Below are 20,898 nucleotides of genomic sequence, written 5' to 3' on the forward strand. Positions count from 1 at the left end.
GCTGACGCAGGAGGTCTCGGTGGTGGAACAGCACGGACAACGGGGAACCTGGGGTTCGACGGTAGGCTTCATCTTGGCTTCTGCCGGGTCGGCGGTCGGACTGGGCAATATCTGGCGTTTCCCGTATGTGGTGGGAGAAAACGGCGGGGCTGCCTTCGTGCTTCTCTACCTTCTCTGCGTGCTCTTCATCTCTGCGCCCGTGATGATCGCGGAGCTTGCCCTGGGGCGCCATACCCAGCGCAACCCCATCGGCGCCTTCTCTGCCCTGGTGCCGGGCAGCCGTTGGAAGCTGGTTGGGGCCCTCGGCGTGCTCACTGGCGTAGGGATTCTCTCGTTCTATTCGGTGATCGCCGGGTGGACACTGCAGTATGCCGTACGTTCGATAGCGACGCCCGGCTACATTCGCTACAGCCAGGCGGAGGGCGACAGCCTGTGGGCGCATTTTGTTGCCGACCCGAAGAACCTCGCGCAGGCCCTGATGGAGGAAGGAGTGCTGTCCGCCGAACCTTCCACTCGGTCCGAACAGGAGGTGAGCGAGGCGTGGCAGGCGTTCACTAACGAAGCGCGTTTCTCCGCTTACAAGGAGAAGATGATTGGGCGGCTGCACAATCTATCATTGTTCGAGAAGTTTGCCAGTAATGGCTGGGGGCCAGTTTTGTACCTGTTCTTGTTCATCCTCCTTACCGGAGCGGTGGTGGCCGGGGGCGTTGCCGCGGGCATCGAGCGGTGGTCGCGGGTGCTGATGCCGGTCCTGTTTGTCCTGCTCGTGCTGCTGGCCCTACGGGCGATTACTCTCAAAGGAGCCTCGCAAGGCCTGGTCTTCTACCTTAAGCCAGACCTGAGCAAGCTCACACTGGAATCGTTTGCGCGCGCCCTTGGCCAAGCCTTCTTCTCCCTGAGCTTAGGCATGGGGACCATGATCACCTATGGGAGCTACCTTTCACGGCGGGACAACATTCCACGTTCGGCTGCGTGGGTGTGCCTGTCCGATACCATGGTGGCGCTCATCGCCGGACTGGTCATCTTCCCCGCTCTGTTTGCCATGGGCTTCCGGCCGGATGCCGGCGTGAGTCTGGTCTTCGTGGTGCTGCCGTCCATTTTTGCGCATATGCCTGCCGGCGCCTTTTTCGCCGCGGCATTCTTCCTCTTGCTGTGCGTGGCGGCCCTGACCTCGACCATTTCGCTTTTGGAGGTACCCGTTGCCTACTTGGTTGACGAGCACCGGTGGCCGCGCCGACGGGCCGTGGTGGTGACCAGCGCAGTAGCCTTTGTGCTGGGCATCGCCTCTGCGCTTTCCACAGGGGCGATCCCCGCCTTGAGCAAGCTGCCCGGAGTGGGAATCGGCGTGTTGGAGTTCTTCAATGCGCTGTTTGGCAACTATGCGCTGTCGATTGGCGCCTTAGGCGTCGCCCTCTTTGTCGGCTACCGTTGGGGGACGAAGGCCGTGGCCGCCGAAGTCGAGCAGCATGGCAACGAGTTCTACCTTCGTCGCACCTGGTCGGCGATGATCCGCTACGTTTCGCCGCTGGGCATCGCCTTGGTGTTGGTCTACATCCTTCTCACTGGCAAGTACTTTTGAGGCATGCAACGATGATGACGCGAGAAGAGGCATATCGCCTGGCAGAGTCGCGCTTTTCCAACCGCAACCTTTTCAAGCACGTTTTGGCCGTGGAGGCGGTGATGCGCGCCCTGGCGGGGCGCTTTGGCCAAGACGTGGCGAGATGGGGCCTTGCCGGCCTGCTTCACGACCTCGACTACGAGGAGACCGCCCAGACGCCTGAGCGGCATGGTTTGCGCACGGTGGAGCTGCTGGCCGACTATGACGTCGACGCCGAGATCATTCACGCCATCAAGAGCCACAACAACCACGTGCCGCGGGAAAGCCTGATGGACAAGGCCATCTACGCGGCCGACCCGGTCACGGGGCTGATCGTGGCCGCGGCCCTTATGCACCCGAGCAAGAAGCTGGCCGAATTGGATGTGCCTTTCATCCTGCGGCGGTTCAAGGAGAAGGCGTTCGCCAAAGGTGCCAATCGCGTGCAAATCAAAGCCTGCGAGGAGTTCGGCTTGCCGCTGGACGAATTCTTGCGGCTGGCGCTCAAGGCTATGCAAGGCATTCACCAGGAGCTGGGCCTGTAGATGCGCTGCTGGCTGACAACTGTCCTGTTCCTGCTGAGTATTGCCGCGCCCATGCGGGCCCAAGGGCTGCAAAGCACGGCATCAGACACGGCCACGAAGCCGGCGGCCATGCTCACGATGCCTATGCGCGATTCCCTGCTGGGCGAGGACAAGGCCCACCATGCGCTGCTGAGCGTGTTCTTGGCAGCCGCCGGCTACTATCTGGCCAGAGACGAGGCTTCGTGGTCGAAAAAGAGCTCGGTGGCTTTTGCCGCGGGCTTTTCTTTCTCCTTTGGCGTGGGCAAGGAGGTCTATGACAAACGGAGCGGCCGCGGGCACGCCAGCATTGGCGACTTGGTTGCCGACGTTGCAGGCCTTGCTTTCGGCTTAGCGCTGTTCGCCGGGCACTTTTGAATGGAAACACGCATGCTCCTATCGTCGCTTGACAAACCTCTCTGCAACTGTGGCATCGTCGGAGTGTACGGGCACCCTGAGGCTGCGCGGCTGGTTTACCTTTGCCTCTACGCCCTGCAGCACCGCGGGCAAGAGAGTGCAGGAATAGCCGCCAGCGACTTTATGCGCATGCGCCGGCATGCGGGGTTGGGCCTTGTCGCCGACGTGTTTTCCGACGCCTCCACCCTGTCGGCCCTTGCGGGCTCGCTGGCAATCGGGCACAACCGCTATTCCACTACCGGCTCCACGCAGCTTGCCAATGCCCAGCCGATCGTGGTGAATGCCCACGACGGCCCCCTGGCTATTGCCCACAACGGCAATCTGGTCAATTCGGGTTCCTGTCGGCGCCGGCTGGTGCGGGATGGGGCCATTTTCCAGACGAGTACCGACACCGAGGTCGTCTTGCACCTCATCGCCCGCTCCAAACGGGCCACCTTGGTGGAGCGCCTGATGGAGGCTCTCGGCCAGGTGCAAGGGGCCTACTCACTGGTCCTCATGAACCGCACCCAGCTCATTGCCGTGCGCGACCCGCGCGGTTTTCGACCGTTGTCCTTGGGATGCAAGGACGACGCCTACGTGGTCGCCTCCGAGACCTGCGCCATGGATTTGATAGGAGCAGAGTACCTCAGGGAGGTGGAGCCCGGCGAGGTGCTGGTCAGCGACCGCGACGGGCTGCACAGCCTGCGGCTGCCTGAGCAGGCTCCGCGCGCGGCGTGCATCTTTGAGTTCATCTACTTTTCGCGTCCGGACAGCAAAATCTTTGACGAAAACGTCGACAAGTGCCGGCGCAAATTGGGCAAGACGCTGGCGTTAGAGCATCCGGCGGATGCCGACATTGTCATCGCCGTGCCGGACTCCAGCAACACGGCGGCCGTGGGCTATTCGCGACGCTCGGGGATCAAGTTCGAGCTGGGGCTGATTCGCAACCATTACATCGGCCGCACCTTCATCCACCCGGAGCAGGATGTGCGCGACTTTAGCGTGCGCGTCAAGTTCAATCCGGTGCGCGGGGTGCTCGAGGGGCGCAGGGTGGTGATTGTGGAGGACTCGATCGTGCGCGGCACCACCCTGAAACACCTCGTGGGCATGGTGCGCGCCGCCGGGGCAAAGGAAGTCCACGTGCGCGTCACCTCGTCGCCCATCATTTCCCCTTGCTACTACGGCATGGATTTTCCCACCCGGGACGAGCTCATCGCCTCTTCGCGCACCGTGGAGGAGATCCGCCAATTCATTCGCGCCGACACGCTCGGCTATCTCTCGATGGAGGGGATGCTGGCTTCGGTTCCCCAGGAGCGGGGCGGCTACTGCCACGCCTGTTTTGACGGCAACTACCCACTGCCGCCTGAGCGCGTCAGCAAGTTCCAACACGAGCAAGAGTGCTGGGTGCCTCATCAATGAGTGGAGATTTCCGGCTCGGTTTGACGAGGAATGAGCGATGGGGGCAGTCGTGAAACGCGCGTTGCGCTTGCTGGATTTTGTCTTTGTGCTTCGTCCCACACTCATGTTTCCGGTGTGGACCGTGTTCTTGGCTGGGCATGCGGCACAGCTCCGGTTCGGCTCTTGGCCGGTGCGCGTTGCCTGGCGCGCCGCGTGGGAGGTGGACTACCTGCTGGTGGGTGCCCTCCTCACGTTGTGCCTGGGCGCCACGTTCGTGCTCAATCAACTGACCGATGTGGAAAGCGATAGGCTCAACAACAAGCTGTTTCTCTTGGCCACAGGCGAGCTGACTGTCAGGCAAGCCATGGTGGAACTGGCGCTTCTCGCGGGCCTGTCTATCGGCATCGGCTTTGTGCTCAAACCGGCGCTGGGGGCAGCGCTGCTCCTCTGTTTCCTCGTCGCCGGTGTTCTCTACAGCTGCCCACCCTTTCTGTGCAAAGACCGCCCTTATGCCGGTCTGGTGTGCAACGGCCTGGGTGCGCTGGGCGTGTTCTCTACAGGTTGGCTGGTGCGGGGTCAGGTGGGCTCGGCCATGTGGCTGCACTCGCTCCCCTTCATCCTGGCCCTGTGGTCGCTATATTTTTTCACGACGCTGCCCGATGTGGAGGGAGACCGCGCGGCCGGCAAAATGACTATCGGCGTACTGTTTGGGCCGAGGGTGTGTGCGCGCCTGGCCTTGTTGGCGGAACTGGGCACTTTGGCCACGTCGTATCTCTTGCGCGACTGGTTCATTTTCGGCCCGGCGCTGGCCGCCTTGCCCCTGTTTGTAATCGCTGCTGCGAAGGGAACTGTCGCCGCCGGGGTGCGCACCACCAAGTTCGGTTTGCTTTTCGTGGCGCTCTCTTACTGTTTTCTTTTTCCTGGTTTCCTGCTCCTTCTGGCCCTTGTGTTTGTGGCGTGCAAGTTCTATTACCGAAAGCGCTTCAACCTCAACTACCCAAGTTTTGATGCAGGTTAGCATGGGAAGGAAAGCCATTCGACTGAAAGACGATCTGTGTGACCTGTGCGGTACATGTGTGGCTGTCTGTCCGGCCGACGCGCTGGAACTGACCGAGTGCCGGTTGCTCATCGACATGGAGCGTTGCACGCTGTGCGCCAATTGCGTGCATGCCTGCCCCCTCGGATGCCTGGAGGTCCGCGATGAAGTCCCGGTATGACGTGGTCGTGGTGGGAGCAGGGCCCGCAGGCTCTACTGCCGCGCGGTTCGCCGCTATGGGAGGAACCAGCGTGCTCCTCCTGGAAAAAGACCGCGAGGTGGGCATTCCGGTGCGCTGCGCCGAAGGCGTGGGCGAAAAGGGGCTCCGCCAGGTCGTTGAGCCCCAGGAACGATGGATCGATCGCGTCATCAAGGGTGCCTTTCTTTACGCGCCGAACGGCGTGCGCATCTGTTTGGAGACCAACGACATCGGCTTTATCCTGAACCGCAAGGTGTTCGACTATGACTTGGCGCGTTTGGCGGCGCAGGCTGGCGCCGAGGTGGTCAGCAAGGCTTACGTCACCAACCTGCTGCTCCGTGAGGGCCAGGTCTGCGGCATCCAGGTCAATCACCTCGGGCGCCCGCTCACCATCGAGTGCGGCATCGTCATCGGTGCGGACGGAGTGGAGTCCAGGGTGGGACGATGGGCCGGTCTGCGCACCCATGTGGGGCTGCATGACATCGAGAGCTGTGCCCAAGTGACGGCGAGCAACGTGGACATCGAAGACACCCACTGCCACTTCTTCTTCGGTCGCCAGGTCGCTCCGGGTGGATACGCCTGGGTCTTTCCCAAAGGCAATGGACTTGCCAATATCGGCTTAGGCGTGTCCGGCGACTGCGCGCGCAACAAGCCGGCGTGGGCCTACCTGGAGGAGTTCCTGGCCAAGCGCTTCCCGCGCGTGTCCGTGTTGACCGTGGTGACCGGGGGCGTGCCGGTGGCTAGACCCTTGAAGCGGCTGGTCGCCAACGGCCTCATGCTGGTGGGGGATGCAGCGCGCCAGGCAAATCCTGTCTCAGGAGGCGGCATCGTCTCCGGCATGATTGCGGCCAAGATTGCCGGCCAGGTGGCAGCCCAGGCCATCCACCAAAGGGATGTCTCCGAGGCGCGCCTGCAGGAATATGTGACCCGGTGGCATCAGCAAGAAGGCAAGGCCCACGAGCGCTTCTACAAGCTCAAGGAGGCCATCTGGCGGCTGACTGACGAAGACCTGAACCGCACCGCCGAAGGCTACCTCCACACGGCCCCGGAGAAGCGTTCATTGCTGAGCCTGTTCGCCACGGCCTTGGTCACTCAGCCGAAGTTGATTCTTGAGGCAGCCAAGGTGTTCGTGTGAGATCGCAAGGAAGTGGAGATGCCGTACCTCTTTGACCCCAAAGAAAGCCGTGTCCTGACCGTGCCCAACGTGCTCACGGTACTCCGCTTTATCTTTCTGGTGCCCATCTACCTATGTCTACGGCAGAACGCGCCGCGAACGGATTTCATAGCGGCAGGGCTGATGGTGGCGGCCGCAGCCAGCGACTTTTTCGACGGGATACTTGCCCGCCATCTGCGGCAGACGTCCAATGTGGGGCGCATCCTCGACCCGCTGGCGGACAAGGTGTGCGCAATCTTCGTGCTTGCCATGCTCGTGGGCCTGGGGAGGGTGTCAAGGTGGTATCTTGCTGCAGTGGTGGCGCGCGACCTGCTCATCCTTGCCGCAGGAGCGTATCTGATTCTGGGCAAACGCTTCGTCTCCGAGTCGAATCTGGTGGGCAAGATGACCGCCGCCTCCGTGGTGCTGGTCATCCTGGCCAGCACGCTACGGCTCGGCATGGTCGCCACGTTGCTGGTGTGCCTGTCGAGTCTGCTGCTTCTGGCATCCGTGGTAAGTTACGGGCTGGTGTTCGCACGACTTGTGCGCAGTGTTCCTTCGCCGGAAAAAGTGGCAAGCGCCCGCGCCATCGAGGGGGAGAGGCTATGAGTGGCGTGATTGGCCGGCTCCGCTCCGGCCTGCTGAAGAGTAGACTCGCTCTAAGCGACGGCTTGGCGCGGGTAGTGGGGACAAAGAGGCCCCTGGACAGCGAGTTTCTGGCGGAGCTGGCAGAAGTGCTCATCGCTGCGGACGTAGGTGTTGCGGCAACCGAAAAGCTTGAGGCGCAGCTGCAAGAAGCACTCCGCACTCTGCCGACATCTGACTCGCAGCGGGTCATCAAGCTCCTACAGGAACAGCTGGTCATGCTCCTTGACGGCGGTTCTTCGGATGCGCCGGCACCTGCCCACCGGCCGCACGTCATCCTGGTGGTCGGGGTCAACGGCACCGGCAAGACTACCAGCATCGGCAAGCTGGCCTTCTACTACCGCCAACAGGGCAAGAGGGTGCTGCTGGCGGCGGCGGACACGTTTCGCGCTGCCGCCACCGAGCAGTTGGCCATCTGGGCACAGCGGGCAGGGGCGGACATGGTACGGACCAATCCGGGCGCAGACCCGGCAGCACTGGCCTTCGACGCGCTGAACGCCGCCATGGCGCGAGGGGTGGATGTGCTGCTTGTCGACACCGCCGGCCGCCTGCACACCAAGGTGAACCTCATGGAGGAGGTGCGCAAGATCCGCCGCGTGCTGGACCGCCGTCTGCCTGGCGCTCCGCACGAGGTGCTGTTGGTCATCGACGCCACCACCGGCCAGAACGGCCTGTCGCAAGCGCGGGAGTTCACCCAGGCCACCGGGGTGACCGGCATCGTGCTCACCAAGCTCGACGGCACGGCAAAGGGCGGCATCGCGGTGGGCATCCGGCAGGAGCTCGCCGTCCCGGTGCGCTGGGTTGGCCTTGGCGAGGGCATCAGCGACCTCGCCCCGTTCGATGCGCGGGAGTTCGTGGAAGGACTGTTCGGATGAAGATCGCGCCGATAGACCTGGGCTGCCCCAAGAACACCGTGGACCTCGAGAAGGTGGTGGGCCTGCTTGTCCGCCCGGAGCTGCGCATCGTTGGTGACCCGCGCGAGGCAGATGTCGTCATCATCAACACCTGCGCGTTCATCCGCCCAGCGGTCGAGGAGGCGTTAGAAACAATTATAGAGACGGCCCGGTTAAAAAAGCAGGGCATCCCCAGGGTCGTGGTCACCGGCTGCCTGCCGCAGCGCTTTGGCAGGGAGTTGGCGGGCCTGCTTCCGGAGGCCGAGCTGGTGGTCACCGCTCGCGACCCAGCCCGCATCGCCGCACGCATCCGCCGCTTTCTCGGCTTGCGCGCAACCAGGCACGAGGCGACGCGCTGGTCGTTGACGCCCCCGCACTATGCTTACCTGAAGATTGCCGGGGGGTGCGACAACCGGTGTGCCTACTGTACCATCCCGCTGATCAAGGGGCGGTACCGGAGCAAGCCGGCGGAAGCTATCATGGCGGAAGCGCGGGAATTGGTGCGCCGCGGGGCACAGGAGCTCATCGTGGTGGCACAGGACACCACGCTCTACGGCGCCGAGAGGGGAAGCCCCTCTGCCTTGCCCGAGCTCCTGCGCGCATTAGGCCAAGTGGATGGGCCCCGCTGGATCCGGCTGATGTACACCCATCCGGCTCATGTGGATGAGGCGGTGATTGCCACCATCGCCGGCGAGGAGCGCATCTGCAAGTACATCGATCTGCCGGTACAACACGGCTCCGACCGCATTCTGGCGGCGATGGGGCGCAAGACCACGAGGGCGCAGCTCGAGCAGCTGGTGCACCACCTTCGCCAGCAGATCCCCTCGCTCGCCATCCGGTCTACGGTGATGGTGGGGTTCCCTGGCGAGACCGAGGAAGACTTTGAAATGCTCCTCGACTTCTTGGAAACGGTGCGTTTTGACCACTTAGGGGTCTTCACTTACTGGCCGGAAGAAGAGACCCGAGCGGCCGCCATGGCAGGGCAAGTTCCGGAGGAAGAAAAGAATGCCCGCCAGGCTCAGGTCCTCGACCTGCAGAGCCGCATCAGCAGCGCGCGCACAGCCTCATTGCAGGGAAGGACAGTGCAGGTCCTGGTAGACGAGGTCGACAAGACCCTGGGCATCTCCTGGGGCAGGACAGAGTGGGACGCGCCTGAGGTCGATAGTCGTGTGCGGATTGACGACATATTGGAACTGGGACACTTTGCAGCAGTTCGCATCACAGGTTCGGACGGATTTGACCTTTACGCCACCCCGGCGAGCAGGAGTAGCACGTCTGCTGCGGCTGGGGAAGGCGCGGAGTTGAACGTGCCGAGGGAAGTTTCTCGTGCTTGAGGAGTGGCTGGACTCATCTTGCTCAGCTTTGGCAAAGCGGCTCACTTCGTCACACCGAGCTTTCCCCGGTGGGAGGGAACGATGAGAAGGGTTTTCTCACTGTTGGTCGCCACCGTGCTCCTGGTGGCTATAGTGGCACCCCCCACCTTGTTGTGGGCCCAGACAGAGATGAGCCAGGAAGCCAACGAGCTGGGGCCGCGATTTCACTTCGACGTCTCGACAATGGCCTCGCCGCAGGACTCCACCAAGAGCCGCGTGCACGTCTACGTCAAGATCACCTTCGACGAGATCCAGTTCGTGCGCAGCGATTCCGGCTACAGCGGCTCCTACGAGGTGACGGTGGTGGTGCTCGACAAGGCGCGCGACCAGGTGGCCGGCGAGGTGTGGCGGGACGAAATGGCCACCCAGGCCTACGAACAGACCACCTCCCGGCGCGACTTTAACACCAGTTACGCCAGCTTTGACATCCCCCCTGGCGAGTACACGATGACCATCGGCGTGACCGACTTGGAGACACGCGAACGCCGCCAGGTTACGCAGCCGCTCAAGGTGCGCGACTTTCGCGCGCTGCCCCTGGCTCTCAGCGACATCACCTTCGCCTCCGTGGTGGAGAGCGACTCGCTTGGCCTGAAGTCAATTCGACCAGATGTCTCGGACAACACCATCGGCATAAGCAGGACTCTCTATGCCTGTTTCGAAATCTACACCCGGCGACCACGCCAGACTGTCACTCTTTCCTACCGCGTGGTGAACGCGCGCAACAAAGTGGTGCTGGCCCGATCCTACAAGCGCTCTCTTGCCGCCTGGCGGACGCTGGACTACTTTCCACTCTGCCCGGACAGCTTGGGGTACGGCAGGTACACCCTCCGCCTGGAGGTGAAAGGCGACGGTGTAGACGACCAGGTGGAGAAGATGTTCAACGTGCGGTGGAGTGGTTTGCCGGCAACGGTCTCTGACTTGGACTTGGCCATCGAACAGGTCAGGTACGTGGCCGAGAAGAAGGAATACGACGCGCTCCGCAAGGCACCGGAGGAAAAGAAGCTCAGCGAGTTCATGCGCTTCTGGAAGCGCCGCGACCCAACGCCGGGTACCGAAGAAAACGAGGCCATGGACGAGCACTACCGACGCGTGGAGTACGCCAACGAACGCTTCACCGTGTTCCGCGAGGGGTGGAAGACCGATATGGGCATGGTCTACATCATCTTGGGCCCGCCCAACGACATCGAGCGCCACCCCTATCCGGCCGGGGACAAGCCGTATGAGATCTGGTACTACTATCGCATCAACAGGCAGTTCGTCTTCTACGATCCCACAGGATTTGGCGAATACCGGCTCTTGAATCCGTATTCGCTTTACGACCTCAACCGGCTTCGCGAATGAGGCAGAAGGCACTGAGTAAAGGAGGCGCATGAACCCCATACGACCCCCACGACTTCGGCCTGGGGACACCATCGGCATCGTCACCCCGGCCAGCCCCATGATCCCGGAACGGCTTGCCAAAGGCGTCGCCTACTTGCAGGAGCACGGCTTCAAGGTAATCCAGGGCGAGCATGTGTACGCGCAACGCGGTTACCTGGCAGGTACTGACCAGGAGCGCGTCGAGGACCTCAACCGCATGTTCGCCGACCCAGAGGTCAAAGCGGTGTTCTGCTCACGTGGCGGCTACGGGGTGTCGCGTCTACTTGAGCGCATCGACTATCAAGCCCTGCGTGCCAACCCGAAGATCTTCGTGGGGTACAGCGACTTGACGGCCCTTGAGCTGGCCATTTGGCGAGAGATCGGCCTGGTCACTTTTTCCGGGCCAATGGTGGCTGTGGAGATGGGCAAGGGCATTCACCCGTTCACCGAGGAGCACTTCTGGCGAATGGTCACGGCCGATGACGTCAATGGGCAGTTGCCCCACCCAGAAGGACAAGTGCTCACCTGTCTGCGCCCTGGCCGGGCACGCGGTCGTCTGCTGGGCGGCTGCCTGTCGCTGATCTCCCCGCTCATGGGGACGCCCTTCATGCCCGAGCTCGAAGGTGCCATCCTTGTGCTTGAGGACATCGACGAGGAAGTCTATCGCATCGATCGCTACTTTGCCCAGCTCCGCAGCGCGGGAATTCTCGACCGCATAGCCGGACTGGTCTTCGGCACTTTCATCAACTGGGAGCCGAGCGAAACTGACAAGCCCTATCTGACCTTGGAACAGGTGATCGATGACTATGTGAGAGACTTGCCCATACCGGTGGCTGCAGGCCTTGCCTACGGACACGGCGAGGCCAAAGTGACCTTGCCCATCGGCGTGCAGGCGGAGCTGGATGCCGATCAAGGCACGTTGAGCATACTGGAACCTGCGGTGGCGTAGAATCTTTGCTCTGGAGGGAGCGACCATGCCCCACCTGCGCCTTGCCGTGCTGGCCTCTGGCCGTGGCTCCAATCTGGAGGCCATCCTCCGGGCCATAGACCGCGGAGAGCTTGACGCCGAAGTCGCGGCGGTCATCAGCAACAAGTCCACTGCTGGCGCCTTGGAGATTGCGCGCTCCCGCGGGATACCGGCCGTGCACCTGTCCGCGCTCCAGTTCTCATCGCAGGAGGAATTCGACAAGGCCTTGCTTCAGCTCTTGGAGCGACATGCTGTGAACTTTATCGCCCTGGCCGGGTACTTGAAGATGCTGAGCCCCACCATCGTGCGGGCCTTTCGCCATCGCATTCTGAACATTCACCCGGCGCTGCTCCCTTCCTTCGGTGGCAAAGGACTTTATGGCCACTACGTGCACGAAGCCGTGCTTGCCTACGGCTGCAAGGTCTCCGGTGCAACCGTGCACCTCGTGGACGAGGAGTACGACACCGGCCCGCCCGTGATTCAGGAGTGTGTGCCCGTGTTGGAAGACGACACCCCAGAGACCCTGGCGGCGCGCGTGCTGACTGTGGAACATCGCATCTATGCCCAGGCCCTGCAGCTCTTTGCCGAAGACCGCGTGGTCGTGGAGGGCAGGCGCGTGCGCATTTTGCCGGCAAAGAGGGAAGGCTGAGGTGGCGCGCCGACCGTCGCTCCTGGTCGGCCTGCTGCTCGGCGGGTTGCTGATTGGCTTCTGCGCCACGCCCCCGGCCGACCTTGTGGACATTCGTAGCCTCGATTCTACGATTGTGGTCGACCTGAAATACGCGACGGCGGACAATTTCGTGGGCGACACGCTGTACGCGGCCAACGTCTGCTTTCTGCGCCAGGCAACGGCCGAGCGCCTGGTGCGCGTGCAGCGCCGGCTGCGCCAAGCAGGGCTGGGCGTCAAGGTGTACGACTGCTATCGCCCCTTGTCGGTGCAATGGCGCATGTGGGAGCTGGTACCCGATACCCGCTACGTGGCCGACCCGCGCAAGGGTTCACGCCACAATCGCGGCGCTGCAGTGGACCTCACCCTGGTGGACAGCAGTGGGCAGGAGCTGCTCATGCCCAGCGCCTTCGACGACTTTACCGAACGGGCCAGCCGCTCGTTCACCGGGGCATCGCCAGAGGCTCTCCGCCACCGCGCCCTTCTCGAGGAGGCGATGACCGCCGAGGGCTTTCTCCCCTTGCCTTCGGAATGGTGGCATTTCGATGACCCGGAGTGGCAAAGGTACCCGGTTCTGGACATACCTCTTGAGAAGCTGCAGGAACGCCCTGCCAAGTGACGCCTGAACGGCACGAGGGAGATGATGAAACGACGAGCCCTGATTAGCGTGTTCGACAAGACCGGCGCCGTGGACTTTGCACGGGGCCTCCATGAACTCGGCTTTGAGATCGTCTCCACCGGCGGGACCGAAAAGGCACTGCGCCAGGCACAGGTGCCGGTCACCGCGATTTCTCAGATAACCGGCTTCCCGGAGATGCTCTCCGGTCGCGTCAAGACCCTGCACCCGCTGATCCTCGGCGGCATCTTAGCGGTGCGCAGCGACCCGCAGCATATGGCCGAGCTTCAGGAACACGGCATCACGCCCATAGACCTCGTGGCGGTCAACCTCTACCCCTTCGAAAGCAGCGTGGCGCGGCCGGGAGTCACTGTGGCAGAGGCCACGGAAAACATCGACATCGGTGGGCCGGCTATGATCCGCTCGGCCGCCAAGAACTTTGCCTACGTGGCGGTGGTCACCCGTCCTGACCAGTACGGCTGCGTCCTGGAGGAGCTGCGCGCAACTGGTGGCACTCTTTCTGAGGACTCACGCCGCCGCCTGGCAGCAGAGGCGTTTGCGCTTACCAGTCGCTACGACGCCGCAATCGAAAGCTACGTGCGCTCTCTCGGCGAGGGCCAGGGGGCGATGCCTGCGCGGCTATGGGCGTGCCTGGACAAAGTTGCCGAGCTGCGCTACGGCGAGAATCCCCACCAGCGGGCGGCCCTGTACGCCAGGCACGGGGCAAACGACGCCGGCCTGTTGGGAGCCCAACGGCTGCAGGGCAAACAGCTCTCCTTCAACAATTATCTCGACGCGCACGCTGCCTTGGGCCTCTTGCTGGAATTCGAGGAACCGTGTGCCGTGATCCTCAAGCACAACAACCCCTGTGGCGCGGCAGTGGCCGACGGGGTGCTGGGTGCCTATCGCAAGGCGCTGGCAACCGACCCGGTCTCTGCCTTCGGCGGCATTGTCGGCCTCAATCGCCCGGTGAGCAGGGAGCTTGCCGAAGAGCTTTCGCAACTCTTCCTGGAAGTGGTGCTGGCGCCGTCGTTCGAGCCTGCGGCGCTGGAAATTCTCGGCAAGAAGAAGAACCTCCGCCTGTTAGCCTTGGGGGACGTGCTCGCAAGGGCCAGCGACGGCTTTGACATCAAGACAATCGCCGGCGGCTTTTTGGTGCAGGACCCGGATCAGGAGCCGCCAGCCACGTTCAAGGTCGTTACCAAGCGCGCCCCCAGCGAGGCGGAGTGGCAGGCGCTGCGCTTTGGCTGGAAGGTGGTCAAGTGGGTCAAGTCCAACGCCGTGGTCTTTGTCGGCCCGGACCGCACGCTGGGGATCGGCGCCGGGCAGATGTCGCGGGTGGATTCCTCCCGTTTGGCCGTGATGAAGGCCAAGGCGGCAGGCCTGAATCTGCAAGGTTCGGCGGTGGCCTCCGATGCCTTCTTCCCCTTCCGCGACGGCGTGGACGCAGCGGCAGAGGCTGGCGCCACAGCCATCATTCAACCGGGCGGTTCGGTGCGAGACGAGGAGGTGATCGCCGCTGCTGATGAACACAACATGGCAATGGTCTTTACCGGCGTTCGTCACTTCCGGCACTAATGAACGACACGATGCAACGGATGCAGACTGGCAGCAAAGGACCAACCAGGGATCGATATCGACATGGGACTCTTCTCAAGTGACATTGCCATCGACCTCGGCACGGCGAACACGCTGGTCGCGGTCAAAGGGCGAGGGATAGTGGTCAACGAGCCTTCGGTGGTGGCGGTGCGCAGGGACGACCAGGAGATCGTCGCCTTCGGCGCCGCTGCCAAGGAAATGGTCGGGCGCACCCCCCGGGAAATTGTCACCGTACGGCCGTTGCGCGATGGGGTGATCGCCGACTTTGAACTGGCCGAGCAGATGATTCGCTACTTCATCCGCAAGGCGCAGTCCACCCTCTTGTTGCGACCGCGCATGGCCATTTGCGTGCCCTCAGGAGTCACTGAGGTGGAAAGGAGAGCAGTGCGCGACTCGGCCGAGCAGGCGGGCGCCAGGCAGGTCTTTCTCATCGAGGAACCGATGGCTGCAGCCATCGGTGTCGGCCTGCCGGTCGAGGATGCGGTCGGCAGCATGATCATCGACATCGGTGGGGGCACCACCGAAATGGCGGTCATCGCCATGAACGGCATCGTCAGCTCGGTTTCCATCCGCGTTGCCGGCGACGAGATGACCGAGGCCATCATCCAGTATTACAAGAAGAATTACAACCTGCTGCTCGGGGAAAACACCGCCGAGTACATCAAATGCACCACTGGCTCGGCGGCTCCGTATGACGAGCGCGGCACGTTGACCGTCAAGGGGCGCGACCTGGTGAGCGGCATTCCCAAGACGGTCGAGGCCAAAGGACCGGAGGTGCAGGAAGCCCTGGCCGAGGCGGTGACGCTCATCGTGGAGTCGACCAAGAAGTGCTTGGATCAAACGCCACCCGAACTGGCAGCCGACCTGGTAGACCGCGGCATCATCATCTCCGGAGGTGGGGCCTTGTTGAAAGGTCTCGATGAACGTCTCCGCCAGGAGACGAATCTGCCGGTTATTGTGGCCGAGGACCCGATGACCTGCGTGGTGCGTGGCACCAGCAAAATCCTGGAAGACTTGCCCCGCTACGAGAAGGTCCTCAGCCGGGCCAAACGCTATTGACTCTTGTCTCGTTTTCCAAGGCGATTGGAGACTGATGCGACGTCGTCTGCCCACTCTTCTGCCACCGCGCGAATACACCATCTTGGCGCTGTTGGTGTTTTTGGCCGTGGCCTTGACCACTTCCAGCACGCGCACGTCCATGGACGGCCCCCGTTTGGCGGTGCTGGCCATCGTAGCCAAGGCCGCACGGCCCGTTGCCGCCTTGGAGCAGTGGGTGGAGCTCGGCAGAGAAAACGCCGAGTTGCGGCGCATCAACGCCCAGTTGGTGCTGGAGAATGCCGTCCTGGCCGAGGCCAAGGCCGAGAACGAAAGGCTGCGCGCCCTGCTGGCATTCACCAGTCAGGCCCCGCTCAGCTTTGTGCCAGCGCGGGTGGTCGGCACGTCCACACAGGGCTTTGTCAACTGCGTCATCCTGGACGTGGGCAGTAGCAGGGGGCTGCGCAAGAACATGCCGGTGGTCTGCGCCGAAGGCCTGGTTGGCAAGCTGTACACTGTTGGCCGCGACCAGTCGTTGGCTCAGTTGCTCACCGACCGGAACGCACGTGTGAGCGCGCGCGTGCAGCGAAGCCGGGTGACCGGCATCGTGCGCAGTGTCCATGCCAATCTGTTTCTCTTGGAACAAGTGCCCAAACGGGCTGACGTGCGCGTGGGGGACGTCGTCGTCACTTCTGGGCTGACGCCCATGTTCCCCCCGGGGTTGAGAATCGGCACAGTCAGCGCTGTGTCCGAGGAGACGCCTGGCCTCTTCATGACCATCGCCTTGCAGCCTGCTGCCGACTTCAGTCGCCTGGAGGAGCTGCTGGTGGTGCGTGCTCTTGCGGAAGCGAACCGAGCGCTGCAGCCATGAGGTATCTGTCCTACATCGTGCTTCTGCTGGCAGGCGTGGTAGTGCAGGTAGGGGTGCTCCGTTTCGCCAGTGTCATGGGCGTTGCGCCGGACCTGCTTCTGCTGGCGACGGTCGTGGTGGGGCTGCGCAGCGGACAGGTTCCCGGGATGGTCTTCGGTTTTCTTGCCGGCTTGGCAATCGACCTGGTTACCGCCACCCTCGTGGGCCCTTCTGCTTTGAGCAAGACGGTCGTGGGCTTCATCGCTGGCCTGTGGCATGGTTACACCGTAAGCTTTAGCAAAAATGCCTCCCTCCTGGTGCTGTTCGTGTGCGTGTCGATACACGAGCTCCTCATGGCAGCTGTGCAACTGCTCGCGCCCGGGGCCACCTTTGGCTTTGTGCTCCTACGCTGGACGCTGCCGCGCGCCATCTACAGCTTAGCTTTGGGCCTGCTGGTGTTCCTGCTGCTTCCGCACAAGCTCTGGCGGGCGCGCGCGACACCTCTATTCGGGGGGCGTGCGTAGATGCAGTCACCAACAATCGAACATAACCGGCTGCTGTTCAAAGTGGGACTCTACGTTGCGTTCGGCGCCATTGCCCTGCGCCTGTTCCAGCTACAGGTGCTGTCGGCAGAACGCTACACGCGCGAGGCGGAACGCAACCGGATTCGCGCCGTCCCCTTGGAGGCCACCCGCGGCGTGATCTACGACGTGAACGGCACCGTCCTCGTGGAAAACCGGCCAGCATATTCGGTTTCGGTAATTCCCTACGAGGTGACCGGACACGACTCCGTGCTTACGCTGCTCGGGCAGATTCTTGGCCTATCACGCGAAGAGCTTGCCACGCGCATCCAACGCAACAAGTGGGGCACGTTCACTCCCACCAAAGTCAGCCACCAGATCGGCGAGTTAGCTTTAGCCCGCCTGGAGGAACACCGTTTGGACCTTCCAGGGGTCATATTTGAAGTGGAGCCACGGCGTCGCTATCCGCTGGGTCCGCTGGCGCCTCATGCCTTTGGCTATTTAGGGGAGATTTCTCCCGCAGAATTAACCTCCTTGCGCGATGCCGGCTACGTGATGGGCGACCTGCTCGGCAAGAAGGGGCTGGAAAGGCAGTATGAACCCCTCTTGCGCGGGCAGAAGGGCTATCTTTACCTGGAAGTGGACACTTTTGGACGCGAGATCCGCACCTTGGACAAGCCTGCTCCCACGCCGCCGCGTGAGGGTCAGAGCCTTCTCACCGGCCTGGATGCCGACATGCAAGCCCGCTTGGTGGAGGGCATGGCGGGAAGGAAGGGGGGCGCCGTTTTCTTGAACTGCCGCAACGGGGAGGTGCTTGCCATCGCCAGCTTTCCCTTCTTTGATGTGGAGGCGTTGTCAGGCATGCTCAGCCCCCAGTCCTGGATAGCCGTGCTCAACGATCCAGACAAGCCCCTGTTCGATCGTGTCATTCAAGGGGCCTTTCCGGCGGGGTCCACATTCAAGCTGGTCATCGCCGCTGCCGCCTTAGAAAGTCGGGCGCTCACTAAGGACTTTGCCGTGACCTGCAATGGTTTCACCCGCCTGGGCACCCACACCTTCGATTGCTGGAAGAAACAGGGACATGGGCGCTTGCAAATGATCGAGGCCATCGAGCAGTCCTGCAACGTCTATTTCTACAACGTGGGCCTGCATGTGGACATCGACACCTGGGCGCACTGTGCGAGGAATTTCGGGTTTGGCCGACCCACCGGGATCGATCTGCCCAATGAGAGCCCTGGCAACCTGCCCGATCGGGCGTTCCTCGATGCCCGCTACGGCAAAGATGCCTGGAAGCGTGGCATGATGTTGAACTTGGCAGTGGGGCAAGGCGACCTGTTGGTGACACCCCTGCAAATGGCGCAACTGGCCATGGCTATCGCCAACGAAGGCGTCTACTATCGACCTCACCTGGTGCGAGGGACAGTGGAACCGGCCGATGGCAGCGTCAAGTGGGTAAGCGTTGAGGAACACCGCGTCCAGGGGGTGTCGCCGGAAACTTACGCAGTCCTCAAGGAGGGCATGTGGCGTGTGGTCCAGGGCGAAAGAGGCACGGGAGCCGCATGCCGCCTGCCCAACGTGCAGGTGGCGGGCAAAACGGGCACGGCCCAGAATCCGCACGGCGAAGACCACGCGTGGTTCATCGGCTTTGCACCGTTTTCGAGTCCTGAGGTGGCATTCGCCGTCTTTGTGGAAAACGGTGGCAAAGGCGGCGCGGTTGCCGCCCCAGTGGCCAGGCGGGTGTTGGAGGTCTATTTCCAGAAGCACCCGCCGCAATCACCACCACTTGCCACTGCCCGCGCACTGCAGGAGGGCCGGTAGCTCATGGTTAGCCGCCTGGACACGCCCATACTCGCCTGCATGATGCTGCTGATGGCCGTCGGCCTGCTTGCCATCTACAGCGCCACCGCACACCACGAATCGTCTTTTCTGCGCGGCGGCTTCACCAGGCAGGCGATTTGGGTGGTCAGCGGCCTGGTGGTCGCAGGCATCGCCACCGTAGTCCCATTTCGCACGATCGAGCGGTTCGCCTACGTCATCTATGGGGCCATTCTGGTCATGCTGGTCGCGGTGTTGTTCGTCGGGCAGGGGGCGAATGCCCGTTGGTTCGCCCTTGGTCCGGCCCGCCTGCAGCCTGCGGAATTCGCCAAGGTGGGCGTCATCATCGCGCTGGCCCGCTTTCTCACCGGCCGCCGCACCGATGTCAATAGCGCCAAGGGCATCCTGATTGCGGCAGCGCTCGTGGCGGTGCCGACTCTACTGGTGCTGAAGCAACCAGACCTTGGCACGGCTTTGGTGTTCTTAGGGGCACTGCTCCCACTTCTCTACTGGGCCGGGGTTAGAGGGTTCACTCTTCTTCTCATCGTGGCACCGGCCGTCACTGCCTTAGCCTCCTTCAAGTTCATCACTTTCTTCCTGGTGACGCTCGGCCTGGCAACGCTGCTTTACTTCTCCCGGCGGGGTCGCCGCGTGCTTGTTTTCAACCTTCTGCTCAACCTGGGCGTGGGCATCGTGGCGCCGGTGCTTTACAACAGGCTAGCCCCCTATCAGCAAAATCGCATTCTGGCCTTCCTTGGCCTCAGAACAGACCCGCACGGAGTCAGCTACCAGGTCATCCAGTCAAAGGTGGCGATTGGCTCCGGTGGCCTTTTCGGCAAAGGGTTCATGCAAGGTTCCCAGACGCAGCTCCGCTTTGTTCCTGAGCAGCACACCGACTTTATCTTCTCTGTCATCGGCGAGGAGTTCGGCTTTGTGGGATCGCTCTTCGTGTTGACCCTGTTCTTCTTCTTGCTCTTTCGCGCTCTGCGCATCGCCGCCACGGCCAGAAACCAGTTCATTAGCCTGGTAGTAGCAGGCGCCGTGACAGTCATTGCGCTCCATGTGATCATCAACATCGGGGTGACCTTGGGCATCATGCCGGTTACCGGTTTGCCGTTGCCCTTTGTGAGTTACGGCGGCTCATCCCTCTGGACGTTCGCCATTTTGGTAGGCCTCATGTGGAACGGCTCGCTACATCGTCTGGACTATTAACCAAGCAAGGAGTCAACCGTGCATCCAGTTCTCTTCAAACTCGGCCCCTTGGAGATTCATTCGTACGGCCTCATGCTGGCCGTCTCGTTTGTGCTGGGCATTCTGCTGGCCGCCCGGCGTGCCAAGCAAGTGGGCATCGACCCCAATCGGATTATGGACCTCGGCGTGTTGGTCGCGGTGAGCGCCATTGTCGGTGCGCGGCTGTTCTATGTGGCCTTCCACCTGGACGAGTTCCGTGGCCACTGGACCGACACGTTCAACCCGTTTCAGAGCAGCGGGCAGGTGGGCATCGGCGGTCTCACCCTCTTAGGCGGGGTGATCCTTGCCATCATTACCAGCTACATCTACCTGCGGCTGAAAAACCTCTCCTTCCTCCGCGTTGCCGACGTTGTGGCGCCGTCCCTGGGATTGGGGATTTTCCTCACGCGCGTCGGTTGCTTTCTCAACGGCTGCTGTTTCGGCGTGCCCTCTCACCTGCCATGGGCAGTGAGCTTCCCCTACGGTGGTCCGGCGCACTACCACTATGGCGCCGTGCCGATCCACCCCACGCAACTTTACTCTTCGCTCGGCGGGCTCGTCATGTTCGGCGCCTTGCTGGCGCTGGATCGCCGTCGCCGGTTCGACGGGTATCTGTTCTACTTTTTCCTTGTCTTCTATGGCATCGGGCGGTTTCTCGTGGACTTTGTCCGATACTACGAGCCGAGCATGGTCCTTGTGCGCCTCGGCTCCGTGGCCATCTCCATGAACCAGGGCATCAGCCTATTGATGCTGGCTGCGGGGATCGCGGGGTTGGTCCAGGGGCACAAGAGACTTCAGGCTGAAGCCGCGTAAAAGCGCGAATCAGAACACTCTCTGAAAGGACTCCGTGCAAAAAACCGGTGTCCTGGGCTTACGGGGAGGTTTCTGGCCTCCTCGCCCGGGTAGGTGCCAAGAGTCCACGGGCCAGGCAGGGAGCCCGGGCGCGCTAGATTGCCACGGGGTGGCAGGTCCTTGCCCTCCGTGCCGGTGAG

General features: G+C 62.4%; 21 protein-coding genes. All 21 read left to right on the plus strand.

Features of this window, described 5'->3' with window-relative positions; all coding sequences use genetic code 11:
* Window positions 1–19 precede the first annotated feature (19 nt).
* The 21 genes from NUW13_06280 (at window position 20) to lgt (ending at window position 20,719) form a co-directional block, all read left to right on the plus strand.
* Window positions 20–1,579 carry a sodium-dependent transporter gene (locus NUW13_06280; GenBank protein MCR4438636.1) on the plus strand — a complete coding sequence of 520 codons (1,560 nt, stop codon included), beginning with the start codon at window positions 20–22 and terminating at the stop codon, window positions 1,577–1,579.
* Window positions 1,580–1,593: 14 nt separating this feature from the next.
* Window positions 1,594–2,139 carry an HDIG domain-containing protein gene (locus tag NUW13_06285; GenBank protein MCR4438637.1) on the plus strand — a complete coding sequence of 182 codons (546 nt, stop codon included), beginning with the start codon at window positions 1,594–1,596 and terminating at the stop codon, window positions 2,137–2,139.
* On the plus strand, window positions 2,140–2,532 hold the full coding sequence (locus NUW13_06290; protein MCR4438638.1) for a hypothetical protein: 393 nt from the start codon (window positions 2,140–2,142) through the stop codon (window positions 2,530–2,532). It abuts the gene before it with no gap.
* Window positions 2,533–2,544: 12 nt separating this feature from the next.
* Entirely contained in the window at window positions 2,545–3,969 is a 1,425-nt protein-coding gene (purF, locus tag NUW13_06295; protein MCR4438639.1) for an amidophosphoribosyltransferase, read from the plus strand.
* Window positions 3,970–4,006: 37 nt separating this feature from the next.
* Window positions 4,007–4,966, plus strand: a complete 960-nt coding sequence (locus NUW13_06300) for a UbiA family prenyltransferase (GenBank protein MCR4438640.1) — start codon at window positions 4,007–4,009, stop codon at window positions 4,964–4,966.
* Between the two features lies 1 nt (window position 4,967).
* Complete coding sequence (locus tag NUW13_06305; protein ID MCR4438641.1) at window positions 4,968–5,165, plus strand: 4Fe-4S binding protein; 198 nt, start codon at window positions 4,968–4,970, stop codon at window positions 5,163–5,165.
* On the plus strand, window positions 5,149–6,318 hold the full coding sequence (locus NUW13_06310) for an NAD(P)/FAD-dependent oxidoreductase (protein ID MCR4438642.1): 1,170 nt from the start codon (window positions 5,149–5,151) through the stop codon (window positions 6,316–6,318). Before NUW13_06305 ends, NUW13_06310 begins: the two co-directional genes overlap by 17 nt.
* An 18-nt stretch (window positions 6,319–6,336) precedes the next feature.
* Window positions 6,337–6,945: a CDP-alcohol phosphatidyltransferase family protein gene (locus tag NUW13_06315; GenBank protein MCR4438643.1), complete on the plus strand. Its 609-nt coding sequence runs from the start codon at window positions 6,337–6,339 to the stop codon at window positions 6,943–6,945.
* Window positions 6,942–7,856, plus strand: a complete 915-nt coding sequence (ftsY, locus tag NUW13_06320) for a signal recognition particle-docking protein FtsY (protein MCR4438644.1) — start codon at window positions 6,942–6,944, stop codon at window positions 7,854–7,856. The genes NUW13_06315 and ftsY overlap by 4 nt, the downstream gene beginning before the upstream one ends.
* Complete coding sequence (gene rimO / locus NUW13_06325) at window positions 7,853–9,208, plus strand: 30S ribosomal protein S12 methylthiotransferase RimO (GenBank protein ID MCR4438645.1); 1,356 nt, start codon at window positions 7,853–7,855, stop codon at window positions 9,206–9,208. Before ftsY ends, rimO begins: the two co-directional genes overlap by 4 nt.
* A gap of 81 nt (window positions 9,209–9,289) precedes the next feature.
* The gene (locus tag NUW13_06330; GenBank protein ID MCR4438646.1) at window positions 9,290–10,588 is read left to right on the plus strand and encodes a GWxTD domain-containing protein; all 1,299 of its coding nucleotides are present in this window, start codon (window positions 9,290–9,292) and stop codon (window positions 10,586–10,588) included.
* A 28-nt stretch (window positions 10,589–10,616) separates the two neighbouring features.
* Window positions 10,617–11,555 carry an LD-carboxypeptidase gene (locus NUW13_06335; GenBank protein MCR4438647.1) on the plus strand — a complete coding sequence of 313 codons (939 nt, stop codon included), beginning with the start codon at window positions 10,617–10,619 and terminating at the stop codon, window positions 11,553–11,555.
* A 25-nt stretch (window positions 11,556–11,580) separates the two neighbouring features.
* The gene (gene purN, locus NUW13_06340) at window positions 11,581–12,222 is read left to right on the plus strand and encodes a phosphoribosylglycinamide formyltransferase (GenBank protein ID MCR4438648.1); all 642 of its coding nucleotides are present in this window, start codon (window positions 11,581–11,583) and stop codon (window positions 12,220–12,222) included.
* A gap of 1 nt (window position 12,223) precedes the next feature.
* On the plus strand, window positions 12,224–12,859 hold the full coding sequence (gene ddpX / locus NUW13_06345) for a D-alanyl-D-alanine dipeptidase (protein ID MCR4438649.1): 636 nt from the start codon (window positions 12,224–12,226) through the stop codon (window positions 12,857–12,859).
* Between the two features lie 21 nt (window positions 12,860–12,880).
* Entirely contained in the window at window positions 12,881–14,434 is a 1,554-nt protein-coding gene (gene purH, locus NUW13_06350; GenBank protein MCR4438650.1) for a bifunctional phosphoribosylaminoimidazolecarboxamide formyltransferase/IMP cyclohydrolase, read from the plus strand.
* A 63-nt stretch (window positions 14,435–14,497) separates the two neighbouring features.
* Window positions 14,498–15,514 (plus strand): rod shape-determining protein, encoded by a 1,017-nt coding sequence (locus NUW13_06355; protein ID MCR4438651.1) that lies wholly within the window; start codon window positions 14,498–14,500, stop codon window positions 15,512–15,514.
* A 34-nt stretch (window positions 15,515–15,548) separates the two neighbouring features.
* Entirely contained in the window at window positions 15,549–16,361 is an 813-nt protein-coding gene (mreC, locus tag NUW13_06360; GenBank protein MCR4438652.1) for a rod shape-determining protein MreC, read from the plus strand.
* Entirely contained in the window at window positions 16,358–16,864 is a 507-nt protein-coding gene (gene mreD / locus NUW13_06365) for a rod shape-determining protein MreD (GenBank protein MCR4438653.1), read from the plus strand. Before mreC ends, mreD begins: the two co-directional genes overlap by 4 nt.
* Complete coding sequence (mrdA, locus tag NUW13_06370) at window positions 16,865–18,679, plus strand: penicillin-binding protein 2 (protein MCR4438654.1); 1,815 nt, start codon at window positions 16,865–16,867, stop codon at window positions 18,677–18,679.
* Window positions 18,680–18,682: 3 nt separating this feature from the next.
* Window positions 18,683–19,888, plus strand: coding sequence for a rod shape-determining protein RodA (gene rodA, locus NUW13_06375; GenBank protein ID MCR4438655.1), 1,206 nt, complete (start codon window positions 18,683–18,685; stop codon window positions 19,886–19,888).
* Window positions 19,889–19,906: 18 nt separating this feature from the next.
* Window positions 19,907–20,719, plus strand: a complete 813-nt coding sequence (gene lgt, locus NUW13_06380; protein MCR4438656.1) for a prolipoprotein diacylglyceryl transferase — start codon at window positions 19,907–19,909, stop codon at window positions 20,717–20,719.
* The last annotated feature ends 179 nt before the right edge of the window (window positions 20,720–20,898 follow it).

It is taken from the genome of candidate division KSB1 bacterium (assembly GCA_024655945.1).
In the GTDB taxonomy this organism is placed as follows: domain Bacteria; phylum Zhuqueibacterota; class Zhuqueibacteria; order JANLFK01; family Oleimicrobiaceae; genus Oleimicrobium.

What these genes read in the sequence shown, in the direction of transcription:
- NUW13_06285 (MCR4438637.1), top strand. Translation starts at nt 1,594, where the DNA reads ATGACGCGAGAAGAGGCATATCGCCTGGCAGAGTCGCGCTTTTCCAAC.
- NUW13_06290 (MCR4438638.1), top strand. Translation starts at nt 2,140, where the DNA reads ATGCGCTGCTGGCTGACAACTGTCCTGTTCCTGCTGAGTATTGCCGCG.
- purF (MCR4438639.1), top strand. Translation starts at nt 2,545, where the DNA reads ATGCTCCTATCGTCGCTTGACAAACCTCTCTGCAACTGTGGCATCGTC.
- NUW13_06300 (MCR4438640.1), top strand. Translation starts at nt 4,007, where the DNA reads ATGGGGGCAGTCGTGAAACGCGCGTTGCGCTTGCTGGATTTTGTCTTT.
- NUW13_06305 (MCR4438641.1), top strand. Translation starts at nt 4,968, where the DNA reads ATGGGAAGGAAAGCCATTCGACTGAAAGACGATCTGTGTGACCTGTGC.
- NUW13_06310 (MCR4438642.1), top strand. Translation starts at nt 5,149, where the DNA reads ATGAAGTCCCGGTATGACGTGGTCGTGGTGGGAGCAGGGCCCGCAGGC.
- NUW13_06315 (MCR4438643.1), top strand. Translation starts at nt 6,337, where the DNA reads ATGCCGTACCTCTTTGACCCCAAAGAAAGCCGTGTCCTGACCGTGCCC.
- ftsY (MCR4438644.1), top strand. Translation starts at nt 6,942, where the DNA reads ATGAGTGGCGTGATTGGCCGGCTCCGCTCCGGCCTGCTGAAGAGTAGA.
- rimO (MCR4438645.1), top strand. Translation starts at nt 7,853, where the DNA reads ATGAAGATCGCGCCGATAGACCTGGGCTGCCCCAAGAACACCGTGGAC.
- NUW13_06330 (MCR4438646.1), top strand. Translation starts at nt 9,290, where the DNA reads ATGAGAAGGGTTTTCTCACTGTTGGTCGCCACCGTGCTCCTGGTGGCT.
- NUW13_06335 (MCR4438647.1), top strand. Translation starts at nt 10,617, where the DNA reads ATGAACCCCATACGACCCCCACGACTTCGGCCTGGGGACACCATCGGC.
- purN (MCR4438648.1), top strand. Translation starts at nt 11,581, where the DNA reads ATGCCCCACCTGCGCCTTGCCGTGCTGGCCTCTGGCCGTGGCTCCAAT.
- purH (MCR4438650.1), top strand. Translation starts at nt 12,881, where the DNA reads ATGATGAAACGACGAGCCCTGATTAGCGTGTTCGACAAGACCGGCGCC.
- NUW13_06355 (MCR4438651.1), top strand. Translation starts at nt 14,498, where the DNA reads ATGGGACTCTTCTCAAGTGACATTGCCATCGACCTCGGCACGGCGAAC.
- mreC (MCR4438652.1), top strand. Translation starts at nt 15,549, where the DNA reads ATGCGACGTCGTCTGCCCACTCTTCTGCCACCGCGCGAATACACCATC.
- mreD (MCR4438653.1), top strand. Translation starts at nt 16,358, where the DNA reads ATGAGGTATCTGTCCTACATCGTGCTTCTGCTGGCAGGCGTGGTAGTG.
- mrdA (MCR4438654.1), top strand. Translation starts at nt 16,865, where the DNA reads ATGCAGTCACCAACAATCGAACATAACCGGCTGCTGTTCAAAGTGGGA.
- rodA (MCR4438655.1), top strand. Translation starts at nt 18,683, where the DNA reads ATGGTTAGCCGCCTGGACACGCCCATACTCGCCTGCATGATGCTGCTG.